This is a genomic window from Azospirillum brasilense (assembly GCF_003349955.1).
GTDB lineage: Bacteria > Pseudomonadota > Alphaproteobacteria > Azospirillales > Azospirillaceae > Azospirillum > Azospirillum brasilense_B.
The window spans coordinates 1-19,467 of the sequence record NZ_QLKQ01000106.1 but is presented as its reverse complement, the minus strand read 5'-3'; the positions used below and the strand labels follow the sequence as shown (position 1 = coordinate 19,467).

At 67.9% G+C, this 19,467-nt stretch carries 26 protein-coding genes and 1 pseudogene; 14 read left to right on the top strand and 13 right to left on the bottom strand.

Annotated features, from left to right (window positions below):
• Nucleotides 1-51: 51 nt before the first annotated feature.
• The 5 genes from DXK32_RS29350 to DXK32_RS29330 are packed head-to-tail and all read right to left on the bottom strand — an operon-like array spanning nt 52 to nt 3,626.
• Complete coding sequence (locus DXK32_RS29350) at nt 52-960, bottom strand: LysR family transcriptional regulator (RefSeq protein ID WP_029578113.1); 909 nt, start codon at nt 958-960, stop codon at nt 52-54.
• Nucleotides 961-997: 37 nt separating this feature from the next.
• Nucleotides 998-1,273: a cytoplasmic protein gene (locus DXK32_RS29345; protein ID WP_114861728.1), complete on the bottom strand. Its 276-nt coding sequence runs from the start codon at nt 1,271-1,273 to the stop codon at nt 998-1,000.
• On the bottom strand, nt 1,270-2,094 hold the full coding sequence (locus tag DXK32_RS29340; RefSeq protein WP_205215858.1) for a PfkB family carbohydrate kinase: 825 nt from the start codon (nt 2,092-2,094) through the stop codon (nt 1,270-1,272). The genes DXK32_RS29345 and DXK32_RS29340 overlap by 4 nt, the downstream gene beginning before the upstream one ends.
• Before the next feature lie 18 nt (nt 2,095-2,112).
• A complete protein-coding gene (locus DXK32_RS29335; protein WP_114861726.1) occupies nt 2,113-2,826 on the bottom strand; it encodes a glutamine amidotransferase in 714 nt (237 codons plus the stop codon).
• Entirely contained in the window at nt 2,823-3,626 is an 804-nt protein-coding gene (locus tag DXK32_RS29330; protein ID WP_114861725.1) for a YggS family pyridoxal phosphate-dependent enzyme, read from the bottom strand. The genes DXK32_RS29335 and DXK32_RS29330 overlap by 4 nt, the downstream gene beginning before the upstream one ends.
• A 70-nt stretch (nt 3,627-3,696) precedes the next feature.
• Between DXK32_RS29330 and ptsJ the strand changes: the two genes are divergently transcribed.
• On the top strand, nt 3,697-4,998 hold the full coding sequence (gene ptsJ, locus DXK32_RS29325; RefSeq protein WP_114861724.1) for a transcriptional regulator PtsJ: 1,302 nt from the start codon (nt 3,697-3,699) through the stop codon (nt 4,996-4,998).
• Between the two features lie 65 nt (nt 4,999-5,063).
• Here the strand turns inward: ptsJ and DXK32_RS29320 are convergent, their stop codons facing one another.
• Complete coding sequence (locus tag DXK32_RS29320; protein ID WP_020649391.1) at nt 5,064-6,041, bottom strand: branched-chain amino acid transaminase; 978 nt, start codon at nt 6,039-6,041, stop codon at nt 5,064-5,066.
• Nucleotides 6,042-6,222: 181 nt separating this feature from the next.
• On the opposite strand from DXK32_RS29320, the gene DXK32_RS29315 reads away from it, so the two are divergent.
• The 6 genes from DXK32_RS29315 to DXK32_RS29290 are packed head-to-tail and all read left to right on the top strand — an operon-like array spanning nt 6,223 to nt 10,895.
• A complete protein-coding gene (locus tag DXK32_RS29315; protein WP_114861723.1) occupies nt 6,223-7,239 on the top strand; it encodes a LysR substrate-binding domain-containing protein in 1,017 nt (338 codons plus the stop codon).
• A gap of 15 nt (nt 7,240-7,254) precedes the next feature.
• Nucleotides 7,255-8,148, top strand: coding sequence for a DMT family transporter (locus tag DXK32_RS29310; RefSeq protein ID WP_114861722.1), 894 nt, complete (start codon nt 7,255-7,257; stop codon nt 8,146-8,148).
• A 30-nt stretch (nt 8,149-8,178) separates the two neighbouring features.
• Nucleotides 8,179-9,093, top strand: coding sequence for a LysR substrate-binding domain-containing protein (locus tag DXK32_RS29305; RefSeq protein ID WP_081093918.1), 915 nt, complete (start codon nt 8,179-8,181; stop codon nt 9,091-9,093).
• Nucleotides 9,090-9,602, top strand: coding sequence for a GNAT family N-acetyltransferase (locus DXK32_RS29300; RefSeq protein WP_060833101.1), 513 nt, complete (start codon nt 9,090-9,092; stop codon nt 9,600-9,602). Before DXK32_RS29305 ends, DXK32_RS29300 begins: the two co-directional genes overlap by 4 nt.
• Nucleotides 9,603-9,606: 4 nt before the next feature.
• Entirely contained in the window at nt 9,607-10,191 is a 585-nt protein-coding gene (locus tag DXK32_RS29295) for a peroxiredoxin (protein ID WP_114861721.1), read from the top strand.
• A gap of 41 nt (nt 10,192-10,232) precedes the next feature.
• Nucleotides 10,233-10,895 carry an AraC family transcriptional regulator gene (locus DXK32_RS29290; RefSeq protein WP_114861720.1) on the top strand — a complete coding sequence of 221 codons (663 nt, stop codon included), beginning with the start codon at nt 10,233-10,235 and terminating at the stop codon, nt 10,893-10,895.
• Here the strand turns inward: DXK32_RS29290 and DXK32_RS29285 are convergent.
• The 6 genes from DXK32_RS29285 to DXK32_RS29260 form a co-directional block, all read right to left on the bottom strand.
• Nucleotides 10,847-11,242 (bottom strand): VOC family protein, encoded by a 396-nt coding sequence (locus DXK32_RS29285; protein ID WP_114861719.1) that lies wholly within the window; start codon nt 11,240-11,242, stop codon nt 10,847-10,849. The genes DXK32_RS29290 and DXK32_RS29285 overlap by 49 nt on opposite strands.
• Nucleotides 11,243-11,433: 191 nt before the next feature.
• Nucleotides 11,434-12,396 carry an alpha/beta hydrolase family protein gene (locus DXK32_RS29280; RefSeq protein WP_114861718.1) on the bottom strand — a complete coding sequence of 321 codons (963 nt, stop codon included), beginning with the start codon at nt 12,394-12,396 and terminating at the stop codon, nt 11,434-11,436.
• Complete coding sequence (locus DXK32_RS29275; protein ID WP_060833097.1) at nt 12,389-12,688, bottom strand: DUF1330 domain-containing protein; 300 nt, start codon at nt 12,686-12,688, stop codon at nt 12,389-12,391. The genes DXK32_RS29280 and DXK32_RS29275 overlap by 8 nt, the downstream gene beginning before the upstream one ends.
• Nucleotides 12,685-13,086: a cupin domain-containing protein gene (locus tag DXK32_RS29270; protein WP_114861717.1), complete on the bottom strand. Its 402-nt coding sequence runs from the start codon at nt 13,084-13,086 to the stop codon at nt 12,685-12,687. The genes DXK32_RS29275 and DXK32_RS29270 overlap by 4 nt, the downstream gene beginning before the upstream one ends.
• Nucleotides 13,083-13,475: a nuclear transport factor 2 family protein gene (locus tag DXK32_RS29265; RefSeq protein WP_026353018.1), complete on the bottom strand. Its 393-nt coding sequence runs from the start codon at nt 13,473-13,475 to the stop codon at nt 13,083-13,085. Before DXK32_RS29265 ends, DXK32_RS29270 begins: the two co-directional genes overlap by 4 nt.
• Before the next feature lie 4 nt (nt 13,476-13,479).
• Entirely contained in the window at nt 13,480-14,073 is a 594-nt protein-coding gene (locus tag DXK32_RS29260) for a LysE family translocator (RefSeq protein WP_020649404.1), read from the bottom strand.
• 129 nt (nt 14,074-14,202) lie between these two features.
• Here DXK32_RS29260 and DXK32_RS29255 point away from each other — a divergent pair, with 129 nt between their 5' ends.
• From DXK32_RS29255 to DXK32_RS29240, 4 genes are all read left to right on the top strand, one after another.
• Nucleotides 14,203-15,099, top strand: a complete 897-nt coding sequence (locus DXK32_RS29255) for an enoyl-CoA hydratase/isomerase family protein (RefSeq protein ID WP_205215857.1) — start codon at nt 14,203-14,205, stop codon at nt 15,097-15,099.
• 4 nt (nt 15,100-15,103) lie between these two features.
• Nucleotides 15,104-15,562 carry a PaaI family thioesterase gene (locus tag DXK32_RS29250; protein ID WP_024889590.1) on the top strand — a complete coding sequence of 153 codons (459 nt, stop codon included), beginning with the start codon at nt 15,104-15,106 and terminating at the stop codon, nt 15,560-15,562.
• A gap of 64 nt (nt 15,563-15,626) precedes the next feature.
• Nucleotides 15,627-16,220: a biotin transporter BioY gene (locus DXK32_RS29245; RefSeq protein ID WP_114861715.1), complete on the top strand. Its 594-nt coding sequence runs from the start codon at nt 15,627-15,629 to the stop codon at nt 16,218-16,220.
• A 31-nt stretch (nt 16,221-16,251) separates the two neighbouring features.
• Complete coding sequence (locus DXK32_RS29240; protein ID WP_114861714.1) at nt 16,252-16,674, top strand: nuclear transport factor 2 family protein; 423 nt, start codon at nt 16,252-16,254, stop codon at nt 16,672-16,674.
• Nucleotides 16,675-16,853: 179 nt separating this feature from the next.
• Here DXK32_RS29240 and DXK32_RS29235 read toward each other — a convergent pair.
• A pseudogene (locus DXK32_RS29235) lies at nt 16,854-17,135 on the bottom strand (integrase core domain-containing protein); the annotation flags it as partial.
• Between the two features lie 86 nt (nt 17,136-17,221).
• Here DXK32_RS29235 and tnpA point away from each other — a divergent pair.
• From tnpA to tnpC, 3 genes are all read left to right on the top strand, one after another.
• Entirely contained in the window at nt 17,222-17,587 is a 366-nt protein-coding gene (gene tnpA, locus DXK32_RS29230; RefSeq protein WP_114861713.1) for an IS66 family insertion sequence element accessory protein TnpA, read from the top strand.
• Entirely contained in the window at nt 17,584-17,937 is a 354-nt protein-coding gene (gene tnpB / locus DXK32_RS29225; protein ID WP_114861712.1) for an IS66 family insertion sequence element accessory protein TnpB, read from the top strand. Before tnpA ends, tnpB begins: the two co-directional genes overlap by 4 nt.
• Nucleotides 17,938-18,045: 108 nt before the next feature.
• On the top strand, nt 18,046-19,437 hold the full coding sequence (tnpC, locus tag DXK32_RS29220; protein WP_162801405.1) for an IS66 family transposase: 1,392 nt from the start codon (nt 18,046-18,048) through the stop codon (nt 19,435-19,437).
• Nucleotides 19,438-19,467 lie beyond the last annotated feature (30 nt).

Sequence of the window (19,467 nt, the reverse complement as noted above, 5' to 3'; positions counted from 1 at the left end):
CATCGACGCGCCTTCGGACCGCCGTTCCAAAACGCTGATGAATGATCCGGGCTAGATCGGATCGACGGCGGGACTGTCGTCGCGCGAGAGCATGGCGCGTTCGATGAAGTGCTGCAGCGGTTCCGAGGGCTCACTGTCCGGCCGCAACAAGTAGGTGGTCATGCATGCCGACGGGTCCGACAGGGGCCGCGCAATGACCTCGGGATGACGGCAGACCGAAATCTGCGCCGCCGTGGCGAAACCCAGTCCGTAGCCCGCGGCCACCAGCGTCAGCATCAATTCCAGTGTCGCGACCCGCTCTGCGATCCGGGGCTGGATGGCGGCCGTCCGGAGCAGCCGTTTGATCTGCCGGTACGCGCCCTCGCAGGTTTCCGGGTGGCACTTGATCAGGGGATAGCGCAGCAGTTCATCCAGAGGGACCTGCCTGAAGGCCAGCAAAGGATGGCGCGTCGGAATGGCCACCAGGATGGGATCGGACCAGACTGCCTCGCACAGGATGCCCTCTCCAGCCTCGTCGGACTGCGCAAACCCGGCATCGAAAGTGTCGTCGCGCAACCCGCGCACTTGCGATGCGAGCGGCGTCTCGAACAGGCGGATTTCCACATCGGGCTCCTCCTCCCGGCACAGGGCCAGGAGTGCCGCGAGGCGTGTCTGCGCGATACCGTCCGACAGCGCGAGGCGCAGCATGCCGCGATAGCCCGTGGCGGCGGCCCGGACGTTGGTTCGTGCCTGTTCCAGCACCGCGAACACGCGGCGGGCATCTTCCAGCAGCACCTGGCCCGCCCAGGTGAGCTGGGTGCCGCGCCGATTGCGCTCGAACAGCGTGGCGCCGAGGTCGGACTCCAGCTCCCGGATGGTGCGCGACAGCGGAGACTGCTCGATATGGAGCCGCACCGCCGCACGCGTGAAGTGCAGTTCCTCGGCCACTGCCACGAAACAGCGCAGGTGTCGCAGCTCCATCGCGCCACCTACGCGTACGTGAGGCCGGGAGCTTGATTCACGCGAGCGGCTCCTCGGGCGCCGTGCCGGACAGCAGCGCCGTGATCGGCAAGGGTTGGAACAACGGCTCACGGCCGAGGACCTTCAGACCGCCAGGACCGCTTTCGAGCAATCTGCGCTCTTCGCGCGCGACGAACAGTTCGGTGCGATAACCATCGCATTCGGGAAGTCGCTGTAGCAGGTCGCGGATCGCGTCACCCGCCCAGGGCGTATCGCTGTCGAACTGACCCAGCAGCCGGCCATGCCGGGAAATCACGAGGCGGTAGGCGTTCATGGCCGGACACTCCCGTCCATCGCGTGTATCGCCATCTCCTCCCAGCCCAGGCGCCGGGTGCGGGTCAGTTGCTCGGCGGTATCGCCGCAGGCGCGCTCGACGGCCTGAGGCATCTCTATGCCAAGCAGGCAATGGCCGGTCAGGCGCGCGGCGAAGTAGTCGCCGGCCCCTTTCACCACGCAGGGCACGTGGGGATGCTCGAAGAGGCGCGATACCCCCTCCCGCGTCTCCAGCAGCGTCTGGACGACGGCGCTTTCGGGATCATCCTGGACACTGGTCACCACCACCCATTGGGTGGGGCCACGCAACAGCGCACGGGCAGCCTCGCGGCAATCCGCCAGCCCCTGCAGCGTTCTGCCGGTGACCTGTTCCAGCTCGAACCGATTGGGGACGAGGCCGTGGGCTTCTGGAATCAGCAGCGTGCGCCAGGCCTCGGCCATGCCGGCCGCCACATACACGCCCTGGTCGTAGTCGCCTATGACCGGATCCAGGTGCAGGCGCAGTTGCGGGTGGCGCTCGCGCATCGTCGACCACCAGGATGCGAGGATCCGTGCCTGCGACGGCGCGCCGAGGAAGCCGACCTGCACAACGCGAGCGCACGCGGGGATGCCGCGCGCCTCCAGGTCATCCAACCAGCCAGCGAACCACGTGTCGGGCACCGCACCGCCATGGACCGAGGGATAGTGCGGGGTGTTGCTGAGCAGCGCGGTCGGCACCGCGGCCGTAAGCAGCCCGGAGGCTTCCAACGCGGGAATCGCCGCGTTGTTGCCGACCCGCCCGTAGACCACCTGGGACTGGATGCTGATGACATCGATGGGCACAGGTTGGGTCACTGTCATTCAGGACGCACCCCCCGTGTCCTGCTGCCGGTCCAGCCACGCGCCGATCGTGCGGTGGGCCGCAGCCTTCAGCGTTGCCCCATGCCGCTCGGCATCCGCGCGCAGCGTGCGCGGATCGATGCCGGCCTGGCCCAGCTCGCAGCAATGGCCGACCAACCAGCGTTCGATTCGGCTGGCATCGGCTTCCAGGTGGAACTGCAGACCCAGCACCCGGTTGCCGACCGTGTAGGCCTGTTGCGCGCAGCTTTCGGTGCTCGCCAGCAGTTCACTGCCCTCAGGCGCCTCGAAGCGGTCGCCGTGCCAATGCAGCACCGGCACGCCGGCCAGCGGTGCCAGCACCGAGCGGCGGCCCGCCTCCGTCAGCGTCAGCGCGCCGAAGCCGATCTCCTTGAAGCCCATGGGGGTGACGGCGGCGCCGAGCAGGCGCGCGATCAATTGCGCGCCCAAACAAATGCCGAGCAGCGGCCGGCCGCTGGCCAAGCGCCGTTCGAGCAGACGCAGTTCGTCGGCAAGAAAGGGATAGGCCCGCTCGTCGAAGACGCCGATCGGCCCACCGAGTGCAATGAGAAGATCGCTTGCTGCGGCCTCCTCACGGGCCAGGTCGTCGGTCGCGGGGTCGAGGTAACGCACGTCGAATCCACGCTCGCGCAGCAGCGGTTCGAGCGTGCCGAGGTCTTCGAAATGGATGTGGCGCAGGGCCAGGGCGGTCTTCATGCGATCTGCTCCGATGCGGTCGATGTCGCAGCCCGGTCGTCGTCGGGCCAGTAGTGGCTGTCCGGCGTCGCGCGAGCGCCGAAGATGGCCTGACCGACGCGCACGACGGTGGCGCCTTCCTCGATGGCCAGCTCGAAGTCGCCGGACATCCCCATCGACAGTTCGTCCATGCCGATGCCCGCCGGCGCCTCCTGGCGCAGCCGATCACGCAGTTCGCGCAACAGCACGAAGCAGGGACGGACCCGCGCCGGATCGGCCGACAGCAGTGCCAGTGTCATCAGGCCTCGCACGCGCAGGGTGGAGAAGCCCGGCAGCGCCCGGACGAAGCCGGCCACCTCGGAAGGCGGCAAGCCGAACTTGCTGGCCTCGCCCGAGGTATTGACCTGCACGAACACATCCAGCGCGCGCCCTTCGGCTTGCAGGCGACGGTCCAGCGCCTCCGCCACACGCAGGCTGTCCAGGGCCTGGAACTCGCTGGCGAAGCGTGCCACGACCTTGGCCTTGTTGGTCTGCAGGTGGCCAATGACCGACCAGCGCAGGTCGGCGAGATCCACCATCGCTTCGGCCTTGCGCTGCGCCTCCTGCACCTTGTTCTCACCCAGGTCGCGGCAGCCGGCGGCGTAAGCCAGACGGATGCGCTCCTCCGGCACGGTCTTGCTGACCGGCAGCAGGCGCACATCGGACGGATCGCGTCCCGCGCGGGAGCAGGCATCGGCGATGCGCCGATGCACCGCCGCCAGATTGCGCCGAAAGTCCTCGACGCTGTGTGCGGTGGACCAGGGATGCGTCTGCGCGTTCATGGACAAGGGGTTCTCCGTGCTGCTAACATTGTCATAGGACAAAATATACATTGTCACGGGACAAACTGGAATGACTGAAAAGACCGCATCGGACATCTTCGAACGCATTCGCCGCGAGGCACATGCGGGCCAGCTTGCTGCGGGCCAGACCCTGCCGTCCGTGCGCGAGATGGCCGATCAACTGGGCGTCAACCGCAACACGGTCGCCGCCGCGTACCGGAAGCTGGTGGCCGCAGGCATTGCCGAGACGCTGGGGCGTAACGGAACGGTGATCCGGCCAGCGGCGCGTCTCGGTGAGCAGGAGGGCCTGCAGCCCGGCTCGGCGCTGGCGGATCTGGCCAGCGGCAATCCGGACCCGGCCTGGCTGCCCGATCCATTGCAGGCGCTGGCAGCCAGCGGCTACCGGCCCGCGCTGTATGGCCAGCCTGTACTCGACCCGGCACTCGAACGGCTGGCGCGGCAGTGGTTCGGAGCGGATCTCCGGGAGGGTGACGGTCTGGTGCTGGCGCATGGTGCGGTCGATGCGATCGAGCGTCTGTTGGCTGCCTACCTCGTCGCCGGCGACAAGGTGGCGGTGGAGGACCCGTGCTTCCTCGGCAGCCTCAACATCCTGCACAGCACGGGCCTGGCAGCGGTGCCCGTGGCCATGGATGTGCACGGCATGCGCCCGCAGGCGCTGGAAGCGGCGCTGGCCAATGGCGCCCAGGCGGTGCTGTGCACACCAAGGGCGCAGAACCCCACCGGCTGCGGCCTGAGCGAGCAGCGCGCCCGCGAACTGCGCCGCGTGCTCGCCCGCCATCCGCACGTGCTGGTGATCGAGGATGACCACTTCGCCTTGCTGGCCGAGGCGCCGTACTTCTCCATCGCGCCCGCGGCCACCACGCGGCGGGCGCTGGTGCGCTCCGTGTCCAAGGGCTTCGGCCCGGATCTGCGGCTGGCCTTCATCGCTACCGATGCGGGGACCGCCGCAAGGCTCGGCATGCGACTGGCTCCCGGCACGACCTGGGTCAGCCACCTGCTGCAGGCGGCCGTGCGCGGCCTGCTCGGATCCGACGCGGCCAAGGCGCGCCTGCATGCGGCCAAGACCGCCTACGCCACGCGTCGCAAGGCCCTGATCGATGCACTCGGCGCCGAGGGCATCGCCACCGGGCAGCCCTGCGACGGGTTCAATGTGTGGATTCCGCTGCCGGAAGGCCGTGACGTTCACCGTACCGCGCAAAGCCTCGCACGCTGCGGCTGGGCCGTGCGAACCGGCGATGCCTTCGCGATCGCGCCCGCGGCCCCCGCACTGCGTGTCACGGTCTCGACACTCGAACCGGGGGACGCGGCGCGCTTTGCCGCGCAACTGCGCGACTGTCTGGGGCGTGTGTGAAGCCAGTCTGCATGGCATCGTGCCTGTCCTCTCGCGGGTCCGTCTGCGTACCGGTCCATTGCGCGCTACGGCGCCTGCAAGGCGGAGGCGACGCGAGCGGGCCACGGGCGCCGTTCCAACAAGCCGGTCTCCCGTTCCCGCAGGGTCCGGCCGACCTGGCTCGCCTCGGTCACGGACGCGCGAAAGTCCCGGATCAGTTGTCGCGTCACCGGCCCCACGGGCCATTCGGTGGTCGCCGCATCCTCGACCAGCGCCACCACCGGCTGCAGTTCGACCGAGGTGCCGGCGGTGAATACCTCGGAGGCGGTGCGCAGTTCGTCCAGCGTCACGGTCCGCTCCTCGACCCGCAGCCCGCGCTGGCGCGCCAGTCCCATCACGTGCCGCTTGGTGATGCCGTCGAGGAAGCAGGTCGGCAATGGGGTCACCAGCACCCCGTCATGGACCATCAACAGGTTGGTTGCCGTGGTCTCGGCGACCCGGCCTTCGCTGTCGAGCAGCAGTGCGTCGTCGCAGCCCGCCGCTGCGGCGGCATGGCGCGCAAGGGTACCGATCATGTACAGCCCCGAGCACTTGGCCGCGGTGGGTGCGGTGTCGGGACGGGGACGCCGCCAACTCGCCAGCTGCAGCCGGATGCCTTCCTCGGCGCGGCCCTGGGACGCCGCCGTGGGCCAGTCCCAGGCCGCGATCGCCACGTGGATGCGGGCGCGCGGCGAAGCGATGGAAACACTCTCCGCGCCGCGCCAGGCCACCGGGCGGATGTAGGCGTCGTCGAGCTGGTTGGCCCACAGCACCGCCTCGATGGCCTGTGTCAGTTCGCCTTGCGACCACGGCAGGTGGTAGTCCAGCAGCGCGGCGGACTGCTGGAAGCGTTCCAGGTGAGGCGCATTGAGGAAGACATGACCGCCATAGGCGCGCATGCCCTCGAAGACGGCCCCGCCCATATGCAGCGCATGCGTGAGCACGTGCAGGCGCGCCTCGCGCCAGGGCAGTAGCTCGCCATCGAGCCAGATCAGGCCATCGCGATCGTCAAGGGAATTGAGCATGGTGCGCACCGCTGTACAGGTTGTCGATGGCGTCAGTGTGCGGCCGGTTCGCCGTCGGCACGAGTGAGCAAATCTCAGACGATGCTGAGTTTTGGTCCTCTTGTCGGCGAGCGTGGAGACGACGATTTCCGGTTTAATGAGTCCATGAACGACCAATGACTTCCAGGAGGGTGAATCCCCCATGCGCATCCCTGTCCCGTTGAATGCCTTGCGCGCCTTCGAGGCTGCGGCGCGCCATCTCTCGATCAAGGACGCGGCCCTGGAACTGGCGGTCACCCCCTCGGCGGTCAGCCACCAGTTGCGCACGCTGGAGGACATGCTCGGCGTCGAACTGCTGCGCCGCATCGGTACGCGGCTGGAATTGACCAGCGCCGGCCGCCGGCTGGCACCTAGCCTCAACGAGGGTTTCGCCCTGATCGCCGAGGGCGTGAGCAGCTTGCGCGAGGAGCGGCGCGACGGGCCCCTGCGCGTGAACATGCTGCCGACCTTCGCGACCAACTGGCTGTCGCCCCGCCTGAGCCTGTATCCGTTCGAGCGGCGCGGCTTCTCGCTGGACATCTCCACCACGCAGGACGACGTGGATCTGGCCGCCGGCGTGGCCGATGCCGGCATCTGGTATGGCGACGGCCAGTGGGCCGGCCTGCAGGCCGACCTGTTGTTCGAGGCCACCATCGATCTGTACGCGCGCCCGGGCTTTGCCACCGGCTCGCGCCGGGAACGCCTCAAGCAGGTCGCGCGCGCCAACCTCTTCGTGTCGCGGCATTGCCTCAGCTGGCGGCGCTGGATGGACAGTCTGCCCGGTGGACCGTTCGAGCCGGCTGTCGTAACCCGCGTGGACTCGGGCGGCCTGACGATGCAGGCAGCCGCCGATGGGGCCGGCGTGTCGATCGCCGTCTGCGAACTGGCCGAGAGTGCCGTCCGGCTCGGACGCCTGGCCTCGGTCTTCGACCACCCTGTGAGCGCGGGCGTCGGCTTCTGGCTCGTCTATCCCGAGGCGCTGCGCGAGGACCGACGGTTGGACAACCTGCGCGGCTGGCTGCGCGAGCAGGTCGATGGGCAAGCCCGGCACGGAGGGCAGGAGCGGACGACGGACGACGCGGGCAGTGCCAAGGACGGGCCCGCGCAAAGCACCACGTCGCCGGCGGCGAAGCCTCGATCCGCTGCCGCCTGCGCAAGCCCGGTGGCTTCAATGTCCTGACAGGGAGGAAGTGGGGTGTCTCGTCGATGGATCGGTTTCGTCCTGGTTGTGCTCTCGGCGGTCTGCTGGAGTTCGGCCGGGCTGTTCGTGCGGCTGACGGACCTGGACGCATGGACCATCGTCGGCTGGCGTTCCCTGTTCGCGGGCCTGGCGCTGGCCGCGGTCTTGGCCTTGCGCGGACGCGGCGAACGAGGCAGCACGTTCGGTGCCGCTGGATGGGGGGCCACCCTCCTCGTATCGACGGCGACAGTGGCGTACATCGCCGCGCTGACACTGACCACGGTGGCCAACGTCCTGCTGATCTACGCCTGCCTGCCCCTGGTCGCTGCCGGCCTGGCGCGGTTGATCCTGGGCGAGCCGCTTTCCCCGCGCGTCCTCGCCGCCGGCGCATGCTGCCTGGCGGGCGTGGCGATCGTCGTGGGGGTCCCGACCGGCAGTGGCCATCTCCTCGGCAGCGTGCTTGCCTTGCTGATGACGTCTGCGTTCGGTGGACTCCTGATCGTCGTCAAAAGCCATCCCGGGCTGGACATCGTGAAGATCAACACGCTGGGGTGCCTGCTCTGCGCCGTGGCGGCGCTGCCCTTCATGTCGCGGCAGGTTCCGGACCCGAAGGCGCTGTCGAGCCTGGCGCTGCTGGGCATCGTCGCCATGGCCCTGGCCTTCCTGCTGTTCCTCGAAGGAGGCCGGCGCATTCCGGCGGGAGAAGCAGGACTGATCAGCCTGCTGGACGTGGTACTGGGACCGCTCTGGGTGTGGCTGGCCTTCGGCGAGGCGCCCGGGAGTGGTGCCCTGGCCGGGGGCGCGCTGATCATTGCCGCGCTGGCCTGGTACCTGCGGCGCCCCCAGCGGGACCCGGCCCCGGCGCGGCGGTCTGCCGCCGTCGCCGGATGCGGCGGGACGGAACGATGACGCCGACGCCTTGCGGAAGATGAGGGGCCCATGCGCATCCCCGTGCCACTGAATGCCCTGCGCGCCTTCGAAGCCGCCGCGCGCCATCTGTCGATCAAGGACGCGGCCCTGGAACTGGCGGTCACGCCCTCGGCGGTCAGCCACCAGTTGCGCACGCTGGAAGACCTGCTGGGCGTCGAGTTGCTGCGGCGAGTCGGTGGCGCCGTGGAGCTGACCGACGCCGGCCGCCGCCTGGCCCCGACCCTGAATGCAGGCTTCTCCCACATCGCCGCCTCCGTCCAGGCGCTGCGGGACGAGCGCCTGGACGGCCCGCTGCGGCTGCACACGCTGCCGGCGATCGCCATCAACTGGCTGGCGCCGCGGCTGGCCGCCTATCCGTTCGGGACCGCCGAATCCGCACTCGACATCACCACCGTCCAAGGCCATGCCGATCTGGCGGCGGGCACCGCCGACGTGGGCCTGTGGTTCGGCGAGCCGCCGTGGCCCGGACTGGTTTCGGAGACGTTGTTTGCCGGCACCCTGGGCGTCTATGCCAGGGCCGGCTCGCTCGCCGCCACCCCCGAGGGACGATTGGCGCAACTGGCGCAGGCGCACCTGTTCGTTTCCCGCTATGGCCTGCACTGGGAGCAATGGCTGCAGACCCTGCCGGCCGGTCCGCAACACCCCGCCCTGATCACCCAGGTCGATTCCTGCGGCCTCGCGCTGCAGGCGGCCAGCGAAGGAACGGGGCTGTGCCTGGTGGTGGCGCAACTCGCAGAGCGCTCGGTGCGGGCAGGCTTGCTGGAGCCCTTGTTCGACCATGAGGTCCCGGCCGGTGGGGATTTCCACCTCGTGTATCCACCCGCCCTGGGCGAGGACCGACGCCTCGACGCCTTGCGCACCTGGCTGCGCGAACACTGTCCACCGGTGGATGACGCCGACGATCCGAAGGCCTTGACGGCATGACACACATGAAAGCCGCACACCCGCGCGATCAGCACGCCCTGTCGGATGACGGTGTGACGCTTCGACGGCTCGTTGCCGAGGACGCCGTTGCGCTTGCCTCCCTGGTGGCCGCCTATGGCGACGAAATGCGCCACGGGCAAGGAGCCGGGGCGAATGCACTGGCCCGTGCCGATGCCTTGATCGCCGATCCGATCGCGGAAGTCCTGGGTGGCTTTCTCGGCGACGAACTCGTCGCCTTCGCGGTGTTCTTCGATCTGCCCGAAGCGATCTCCGGAGGGCGTTCGGGCCAGCTCGACGACCTGTACGTCCTGCCCGCCGCGCGCGGGAAACGACTCGCGCAGCGGCTCATCACGGCCATCGCCGATACCGGGCGATCACGCGCCTGGATTCATCTGCGCTGGCTGGTCCCCGAGGACAACCCCGATGCCATACGGGCCTACACGCGCTTCGCCGAACCCGCCGGCTGGAAGAGCTACGTCCTTTGGCTGGCCGGTAACGAGCGGTGGTGAAGCCATGAACAACCTGCAACAGGTCGATTGGTCGCGTCTTCCACAGCCGGAGGATGATGGCGGCGCCCGCCACCTGACAGGCATGCGCCTGCCCAGGCTTGAACTGGCATCGACGGATGGTGGCCGTGTCGATCCTTCGCGCCTGCGCGGGCGCACGGTGCTCTATCTCTTCCCGATGACGGGCCGGCCGGATGTCGCACTGCCTCCAGGCTGGGACGAGATTCCAGGAGCACGGGGCTGCACCCCGCAATCCTGTGCCTTCAGGGATCATTTCGCCGAACTGAAGTCCTTGGGCGTCGCCCAGTTGTTCGGCGTGTCCACGCAGGACACCGCGTACCAATGCGAGGCGGTGGTGCGCCTGCACCTGCCTTTTCCCTTGCTGTCCGACCATTGCCTTTCATTTGCAACCGCGCTCGGTCTGCCGGTCTTCGAGGTGCAAGGCCTGGCGCTGCTCAAGCGGCTGACCCTGATTGCGCACGATGGCGTGATCGAGCATGTGTTCTATCCAGTGTTCCCGCCAGATCGGAATGCCGACGATGTCATCGAGTGGCTCAAAGGCCATCATGCCAATCAATCCGGCAAACCATGAATATCGGATCATTCGGCGGTTCCTGGAGTGAATTTCCCGACATGCAAGACATTGCCAGCTTCCACCGCTGGGTTTACCCGGTGAACAGGGCCAAGCGCTATCTGGTGCTGCCCGACGGATGCCAAGACGTACTGTGCATCCGCCATGCGGATGGCTTGGTTCAGATCATGTCAACCGGGTTTGATGTTCGGCCTCGGCTGGTCGATCTGCTTCCCGGCACCACGATCACAGGCTATAGGTTGCGCCCGGGCGCGGGCGTGAGCGCGCCTGCCATGCAGGCGATTGCCGCAGACCATGATCGAATCGGGGAAATTCTCGACGGGCAGTGCGAAGCCTGGACGCATCTGGACGAGGCCATCCTGGCGCTCAGTTTTCCGGGTGCAACGGTTGGCGCCGCCTGCCGCAGCATTGGCATTTCCATCCGAACGATGCAAAGAGTCTTTCTGGGCAGAAGACTCCCACCGCCGGACTACTGGCGGCTCTTGGGACGAGCGCGCCGGGCAACCGGACTGCTTTCGTCAGGTGAACCTCTTGCCGAAATAGCCAGCATATGTGGCTTCAGCGACCAAGCCCACATGACCCGCGAACTTGTCCGCTGGTTCGGCCATTCTCCGGCGCAGTTGCGCAGGCAAGCCGACGTCCTTGAGCGCCTGCGTCAACCCGGGCTGGGCAACTGGGCGGGCGAACAAATCTCCACCAGATAACCGTCGATATCGGTGACGTAACACGTCGTCTGCCCCCAAGGTTCACTTCTAACCTCCTGCACAGGTTGTGCGCCGGCGGCTACGGCACGCGTATAGGCCGCATATACGTCTTCCGTTTCAAAGGCGATCTCGAATACCGGGGTTTCGGGTGCGGGCTTGCCGGGTGTCTTGCCCAGAGTTCGCATCAATTTGACGGAAGAAAAAGCCAGCTTGGTTGCCCCCGTGACGAGTTCACCATAGTCCCCCGACTCGTGCAGAAAACCCCTCTCCATGGCAAAAGCACGTTCGTAAAAGGCCAGCGAGGCGGCCACGTCTTCGACGTAGAGAATCGTGTATCTGAAAATCATCTCAGCTCTCCAAGTTAGATGGAGAGATGGATTCTGGGCCAGGCTTCATCCCCTGTATTGAATGATCGCGACAGGTGCATGTCAGTGAGCACCCCACGATCACGTTCAGTCAAGCCGCAGAATCGCTACTGATGTGATCTTGATCGGCCAGCGCTTCCGCTTCAGTCGTGGTGAATGGGCCTCATCCACAGTCATGCCGTACCTCTCGCTGCCCGAGGATCGTCCGCAGGTCGATGCTTCAGTGCGCCGAGGGGGCGGGTCGGTGGCTCGCCGGTGCGCAACCAGTCCAGCGCCAGGGGCCACAGCGCCTCGCGGAAGCGCTCGTGGAAGAAGGCGAAATGGCCGATTTCGGCCTGCTCGATGGCCGCGGGAGCCAAGCGCAGGTGATGACGCTCGCTGCCGGTGTAGTAATCCAGCAGGCGGTCCAGCGCCGGTACCGTGCCGAACGGATCGTCCTCGATGCCCAGCGCCAGGATCGGTGCGCGCACCTGGCCGAAGCGCCGTGCCAGCATTTCGGCTTCGGGCTCGCCTTCCAGTGTCTCCCGGCCGCGGCGCACCGTGCCCTCGAAGCGGGGACCCATGCGTGCCCAGTCCAGCGCCACGCCCTTGGGCGTGTCCTCCATCCATCCCAGGCGCTTGGCCGGCACGTAGCCAAGCACCCGCGCCAGCAGCGGCATGGCCACGTGCCAGCGCAGGAACATGGCGCGGCGCGCGGCGGGCGCATAGTCGCGCCAGTAGGCGTACTGCGCCCCCATGGTGAAGATACGCCGCACGCGGTGTGCGGACGCGGCCAGCCCGATCACGAAGCCCCCGGCGGAGTGGCCGACCACGTCGATCGGCTGGCCGGGGAATCGCCAGGCGAGGTACTGCAGCACACCCTCGAAATCGTGCTGCCCCCAGTCGATCCAGTCGGCCTGCAGCCGACGCAGCCCACGGTGTCGCGATTCGCCGATGCCGCGGTAGTCGTAGGTCACCACGTCCCATCCGTGGCTGTGGAGCCAGTCGGCAAAGCGCGCGTAGTACCGGCAGCGCACCGAGGTAGCCGCGTTGATGACCGCGACTGGATGCGGGCGTCGTGGATCGCAGGGGCGGCGCCAGGCAAATCCACCCAGGGCATAGCCGTCGGCGGCACGAATGTCGATGGGCTCAGCCATTCACAGCAAGACCCTGGACCAGCAGCACCACGGCCTGTGCGCCGGCCTTGCGATCCTGGGCAATGCGTTGGTACTCGGCCGATTCCGCCCAGTCATGGAAGGCGGCCTCGTCGGGAAAGGACATGAGCACGAGCTTCTGGTGCGGCCAGGTGCCTTCGATGGTGCGAGGCTGCTCGTCCGCGGCCAGCAGACGTCCTCGGTGGTGGCGGAACACCTCCATGAAGCGCGCCTGGTAGCGGTCGTAGGCGGTCCGGTCGTGGATGGTGAGTTGGGCGAGGGCGAAAACGGTCATGACGAAGACTCCTCGTCGCGATGGCGATCCGGTTCGGCGGCCGAGGTCGATTCGATGCGGTCGCCCTGCGTGCTGGGGCTGGAGAACACCAGAAAATTCACGTCCTCGTCGCCACCATTGGCGGCGATGTGGCGAGTGCCGGCCGGGACATGCACGCCTTGACGGGCTGCCAGCAGCACGTCCTGGTCGGGCGTGCTCAGGCGCAGGTGGCCACTGAGCACGTAGAAGAACTGGTGCGCCCTGGCGTGCCAGTGGGGTGCTTCGGCGCCGCCTGCGGGCATCCATTCCTGCCGCACCTGCATGTGTTGCAGTTCCAGCAGTCGCCAGCCCAGGCAGACCTCACCCCAGTCATAGCGGTTGCCGTCGTCGGTCCGGACGGCGCGCAGCAGTGCCGTCATGGCGTGTCCTCCTCGGCGGGGACGCCGTGCAGAGCCTCGCCATGGACCTGCCGCCCGTTCTCGAAGCGCATGATCTCGCACATGCGCGTGCGCTTGCCGCAGGCCTGCGCCACGTAATGGACGACGACGGTCTGCGCCTCGACATCGCAGATGGCCGAGATGAGTTCGAACCGCAGGTCAGGCCTGTCGGCGAGCGCGGCCAGCCAGTAGCGGCGCAGCGCGTCCTTGCCCTGTACCCGCGTGCCACCGGTATAGGGCTGCGCCAGCGCGCTCACGAACAGTGCGTCGTCGGCATAGGCCGCCAGCACCGCCGGCACGTCGCGCCGGTTCCAGTCATCGATCCAGGCCAGCGCATGGGCCCGGAGTTGATCATGAGAGAGTGTCGTCATGGCATCACATCCAGAAGAGAAGAACGGTCAGGGCGGCCAGGGTCGCCATCGCACGATTGACCACGCGAGCGACGGCGCGGTCGCGCAGCCAGGGCCGCAGGCCGGCGCCGAAGGCGGCCCAGACCAGCATGCAGGGCAGTCCGATGGCGGCGAACACCAGGCTGACCACCAGCAGGCGCAGTGCGTAGCCTTCGCCCGGCGGCAGGAAGGTGGACACCACCGTCACCGAGATCAGCCAGGCCTTCGGATTGACGAACTGGAAGGCCAACGCCTGCATGAAGCCGATGGGCCGGCCGGCTTCGGTCTCCTCCAGTTCGGCCGCGCGCCACAGGCGCGCGGCCAGCCAGAGCAGGTAGAGGCTGCCCACGACCTTCAATGCGACCTGCAGGCGAGGTTCGAGGGCAAACACCGCACCGAGGCCGGCGCCGGTGATCCCGAGCTGCACCATCACGCCCGCGGGGATGCCCAGCAGGTGCGGCCAGGTTCGGCCCAGGCCGAAGAGCAGGCCCGAGGACATCAGCATCACGTTGTTGGGACCGGGCGTGATCGACATGACGAAGGCGTAGACGATCAGCGCCACGAGGGCGGTATGTTCCATGGGAGTTCGCTGGGACGGGGAGTACCGGGGCGTTGAGGGAAAGACGAGGCCCGTCCGCGAATTGATTCTGGGCCGGGCATGGCGTCGGCTCCAGCGAGAAATTTTCAGTCCCACCTGAGATATTCGCGCTTGGCCGCAAGCGTCATCGCGCAGCAGACTTCGCAGGTACTGCCCGGCGCTGCCGAATCGATGACGGCCCGGCACTTCGGGCGGTTCCTCGCAGGAGAACCCATGTCTTCCGATTTCATTCGATGCGCGTCGCACCCAGACGGCTATGCCGAGTTGGTCATCGACCGGCCGGCAGCCCGCAACGCCCTGTGCCGCTCACTGACCGATGCGATGGCCGCGCACCTCGACAGGCTGGCGACCGACGCCGCCGTGCGGGTGGTCCTGCTGCGCGCCGAAGGCGAACACTTCGCGGCCGGTGCCGATCTCAAGGAAATGCTCGGCATCAGCGCGGAGCAGGCGCGGGCCACTGACTTCGCCGGTTGCTGCGCGCCGCTGGGCACGTTCCCCAAGCCCGTGGTGGCGCTGGTGCAGGGCTTCGCGCTCGGCGGCGGCTGCGAACTGGTCGAGATGTGCGACATCGTGCTGGCGGCCGAGAACGCCGTGTTCGGCCACCCGGAGGTTCGCGTCGGCACCATGCCCGGCGCGGGCGGCACGCAGCGCCTGCCGCGCCTGCTCGGCATGGCCAAGGCGCTGGACCTGCTGCTGACCGGGCGCCGCATGGACGCCCGCGAGGCCGAACGCAGCGGGCTGGTCTCGCGCATCGTGCCCCCCGATCACCTGCTCGAAGAGGGCCGCCGGCTCGCCGCCGACATGGCGTCGCTGTCGGGCGAGGTGCTGGTCCTGATCAAGCAGGCCGCGCGTGCCAGCGCCAGCCTGCCCATGGATGAAGGACTACGCCGCGAGCGGGCCGCCTTCCACCACACCCTTTCGCTGCCCGACCACGAGGAAGGCATGCGTGCATTCCTGGAGAAGCGGCCACCTCGATTCAACCCCCTCTCCACTGCAAAGGAACCTTAGAACGATGACCCAAGCCGCCCCATCCTTGCCGCTCGATCCCCAGGTCGAGCGAATCGTCCGCGACAGCTTCGCCCGCCAGGGCCTGATGCACCACCTGGGCGCCGAACTGCACGAGGTTGCGCGCGGGCGGGTCAGCATCCGGTTGCCGTTCCGCGAAACCCTCACCCAGCAGCATGGCTACTTCCATGCCGGCGGCACCAGCGCCATCGCCGACTCGGCCGGTGGCTACGCGGGCTTCACGCTGTTTCCACCGGACAGCTCCGTGCTGACCGTCGAGTTCAAGATCAACCTGCTCGCCCCCGCGCAGGGCGACTACCTTGAAGCGGTCGGTACGGTGGTGCGCTCCGGACGCACCCTGACCATCTGCCAGCTCGAAGTCTTCGGCGTCACCGAACAGGGACGAGCCCAGGTGGCGCTCGGCCAGCAGACCCTGATCTGCCTGCAGGGCAAGCAGGATCGATGACGTTTCCGGTGTCCGCGCAAGGATGCGCTCGGCGGCCAGTTCCGCCATTCATGAAGGAGAACCCATGACCCCAACCTCGACCCAAACCCTCGGGCCCCTCGACACAACCCGCTGGCTGCGCGGACAGTCCAACGCGACCAAGGTGCTGGCGGTGCTGTTCGGCACCCTCGTGCTCACCGCGTCGTCCCACGTCAGCGTGCCCATGGTGCCGGTGCCAATGACCATGCAGACGCTGGCCGTCACGCTGGTCGGCGCACTGTACGGCTGGCGCCTGGGTGGCCTGACGATCCTCGTCTGGCTGGCCCAGGGCGCGCTCGGCTTGCCGGTGTTCGCCGGCGGCACGGGAGGTCTGGCGCGCTTCCTGGGACCGACGGGTGGCTACCTGCTGGCCTTTCCCGTGGCCGGCGCGCTGACCGGCTGGCTGGTCGAACGCGGCTGGCAAGGCGAGCGCGTCGTGCTGGCCTTCGCGGCGATGCTGATCGGCAATGCCCTGTGCCTGCTGCTCGGCGGCGCCTGGCTGGCCGCGATGGTTGGCGTGCAGAAAGCCATCGCCGTGGGCGTGGCCCCCTTCGTCATCGGCGGCGTGCTCAAGTCGGTGCTTGGTGCAGCGCTGCTCAAGGCCATCGACAGCGGTACCCGCAAGGCGGCGCACCGATGACGCGCGTCCCGGGCCGGCCCGATACATCACGATGAACGCCCTCGATGTGGAGCAAGCGCGGCGCTTTGCGCAGGCGTGGCTGCCTGCCTGGACCGGCAACGATCCCCAGCGGCTGGCTGCCTTCTATTCCGAGGATGCCTTCTATCTCGACCCTGCCGTACCCCAAGGGCTGCGGGGAAAGCCCGCGTTGCTGGGCTATTTCGAGCGCCTTTTGGCGCGCAATCCGGCGTGGGTCTGGACGCAGGTCGAGGGCATCCCCATGGAGGATGGCTTCCTCAACAAATGGCGCGCGGACATCCCGGTCGGCGGTGAGGTGTTGACCGTGGTCGGCGTGTGCCTGGTGCAACTGGACCACGCGGGCAAGATTCGCCGCAACGAGGTGTATTTCGACCGCAGCGACTGGATGACCAGGATGGGAGCGGTATCGAAGCGGGATCGGGACGGAGGGCCATGAGCGCACAGCGAGCGGGAAGCGTCTGGTGGACAAGGATCTACGTCTTCGTGGTGGAGCCGGTGCTCCTGGTGTCGGGTCTGATGCTGGTGCTTGCGTTGCTGTCATCTGTAAAAGTATGGACTTGACCTGACAGTCCGCCCTGCCGCGGCGGGTGTCCGACAGGTTGAGCGTGTCCGATGTCACGTGGCCTGTATGATTTTCTCTCTGGCCATGGGGGCGGTGTCAAGGAAGGTCTGCATCGGCGTGCGTCCGAAGCACCACCGCCCCTGATGGGTCCTGATCTCGTTGTATTCGCGCATCCATGCATCCAGATCGGCCTGCAGTTGGTCGATCGTCGTGTAGATGCGCTTTCGGAAGGCGACGCGGTAGAACTCGTCCAGGACGGTTTTGTGGAAGCGCTCGCAGATGCCGTTGGTCTGCGGGCTTTTCACCTTGGTCCGCGTGTGATCGATGTTCTCCACCGTATCCGGCGTGGCTTCCCCACGTAGCGGCGGGTTGGCCTGATCCATAGACTTCCGCGCACGCACGGCAGCTGGGGAAGACGAGGATGGGATCGACAGCGACGGGTTCGGCCGCGTCCTTTTGGCGGAAACACGTTGAGTCCTGGCGGGCTGGTGGGCAGTGTCGCCGGGACTACTGTGCGGTGCACGGACTGGCTCGCAAGACCTTCGACTGGTGGGCGTGGCGGCTCGGCCGGGAATGCCGGTCCACGGAACCGGAGCAGGAGGGCGGGCGCTTTCTCCCGGTCGAGGTCGCCGCGCTTCCCACGACCGCTGCGGCCCCGGACGCCGTCCCGCCGGAGCCGGAGGATGATCGCATCGAGATCACCCTGCCGGACGGGCTGGCGGTGCGGGTTGGCCGCGACTTTGACGCCGCGGCGTTGCGCCGGGTTCTGACCGTGCTCGGGCGATGATCGCGCCGCCGCCGGGCGTCCGTGTGCTGGTGTGGTCCAAGCCGGTGGACTTCCGCGCCGGCATGGACCGCTTGGCCGCGCTGGTGCAGGTGTCGCTGCGCCAGGACCCGTTCGCCGGCGACGTCTTCGTCTTCCGCTCGCGCCGTGCCGATCGGGTCAAGCTCTTGCTGTACGATGGAAGCGGCCTGGTTCTCGTCACGAAGCGGCTTGAGCGTGGCGGTTTCCGCTGGCCGCCGGTCGGCGACGACTTGGTGCGACTGTCGGCGGTGCAGTTGTCGGTTCTGTTGGCCGGGCTGCCCTGGGAGCGGCTGCGCGCCCCGCCAGAGACGCGGCCGCAGGTGGCTTGCTGAAGAAAGAAAGGTGGATGTGTTCGCGTCATGCGAGTAAACTGGCGCATGATCTTCGATCCAGCCGCTCTCCCGCAAGATCCGGACGGGCTCCGCGCCAAACTTACGGAAATGGCGGCCCTCCTTCACGCCAAGGAGATGGCGCTGGTTGCTCTGCAGGGTGAGCGCGATCACTTCAAGGCGGCCTACGAAGAAGCCGAGGCGGAACGCCAACGGCTGGACGAGGTCCTTCAGCAACTCAAGCGGGCTCAGTCCGGCCCGAAGTCCGAGCGCCTCGATCCCGAGCAGTTCCAACTCGCCCTGGAAAACGTCGAGCAGGACCTCGCCACGGCCGCCGCCGCTCGCGAAGAGGCCGCCGTGGACACGCCCGGGGAAGGACGCCGCCGCGCCCCGGCCCGGCGCACGCTGGGCCATCTGCCCCGGCACCTGGAGCGCGAGGAGGTCCGCATCGAGCCCGCCGACACGACCTGCCCGTGCTGCGGCGGGGCGATGCACGAGATCGCCGTGGAGACGAGCGAGCGCCTGCACATCACGCCGATGAAACTGCGCGTGCGCGCCACGTTGCGGCCCAAGTACGGCTGCCGGAGTTGCGCCGAGGCGGTGGTGCAGGCGCCGGCCCCGGACAGCGCCATCCCCGGCGGCCTACCCACCGAGGCGCTGCTGGCCCACCTCGCGGTGGCCAAGTTCCAAGACGGCCTGCCGCTGTACCGCCAAGCCCAAATCTTCGCCCGCGACGGCGTCACGCTCGACCGCCAAACGCTGTCGGACTGGATCGGCCGGACGGCGTGGTGGCTGGCCCCGGTGTGGGAACGGCTGGTGCGCCATGTCCTCGCCTCGCCCAAGCTGTTCGTCGACGATACCCGCCTGCCGGTGCTCACCAAGGGGAAAAAGACGACCAGGACCGGCGCCTTGTGGGGGCTGGGCCGGGATGACGCCCCGTGGCAGGGCGCGCTGCCGCCGGCGGTGGCCTACCTGTACACCGAGGACCGGGTGTACGCCCGGGCCAAGGAGGTGCTGGAGGGGTTCCGCGGGGTCCTCCAGGTCGACGGCTGGGGCGGCTTCAAGCGGCTGATCGAAGCGGACCCGGCCGTGACCGGCCCGGTGACGCTGGCTTTTTGCTGGGCTCACGCCCGGAGGGGCTTTGTGGAGGTGCATCAGTCCTCCGGCTCGCCGATTGCCGAGGAGGTGCTGCGTCGCATTGCCGTGCTCTACCGCATCGAGGACGCCATCCGCGGCCAGCCGCCCGACGTGCGGCGGGCCGTGCGCCAGGAAAAGAGCAAACCCGCGGTGGAGGCGCTCAACGCCTACGTGGAGGAGCAACTCGGCCGTGTCTCCGGCAAGATGCCGGTGGCCAAGGCGTTGCGCTATCTGCGGACGCACTGGGAGGGACTGGGCGTGTTCCTCGACGATGGCCGCGTCGAGATCGACTCCAACAGCATCGAGCGCCGCCATCGGGTGATCGCCACCGGACGCCGCAACTGTAAAAGTATGGACTTGACCTGACAGTCCGCCCTGCCGCGGCGGGTGTCCGAC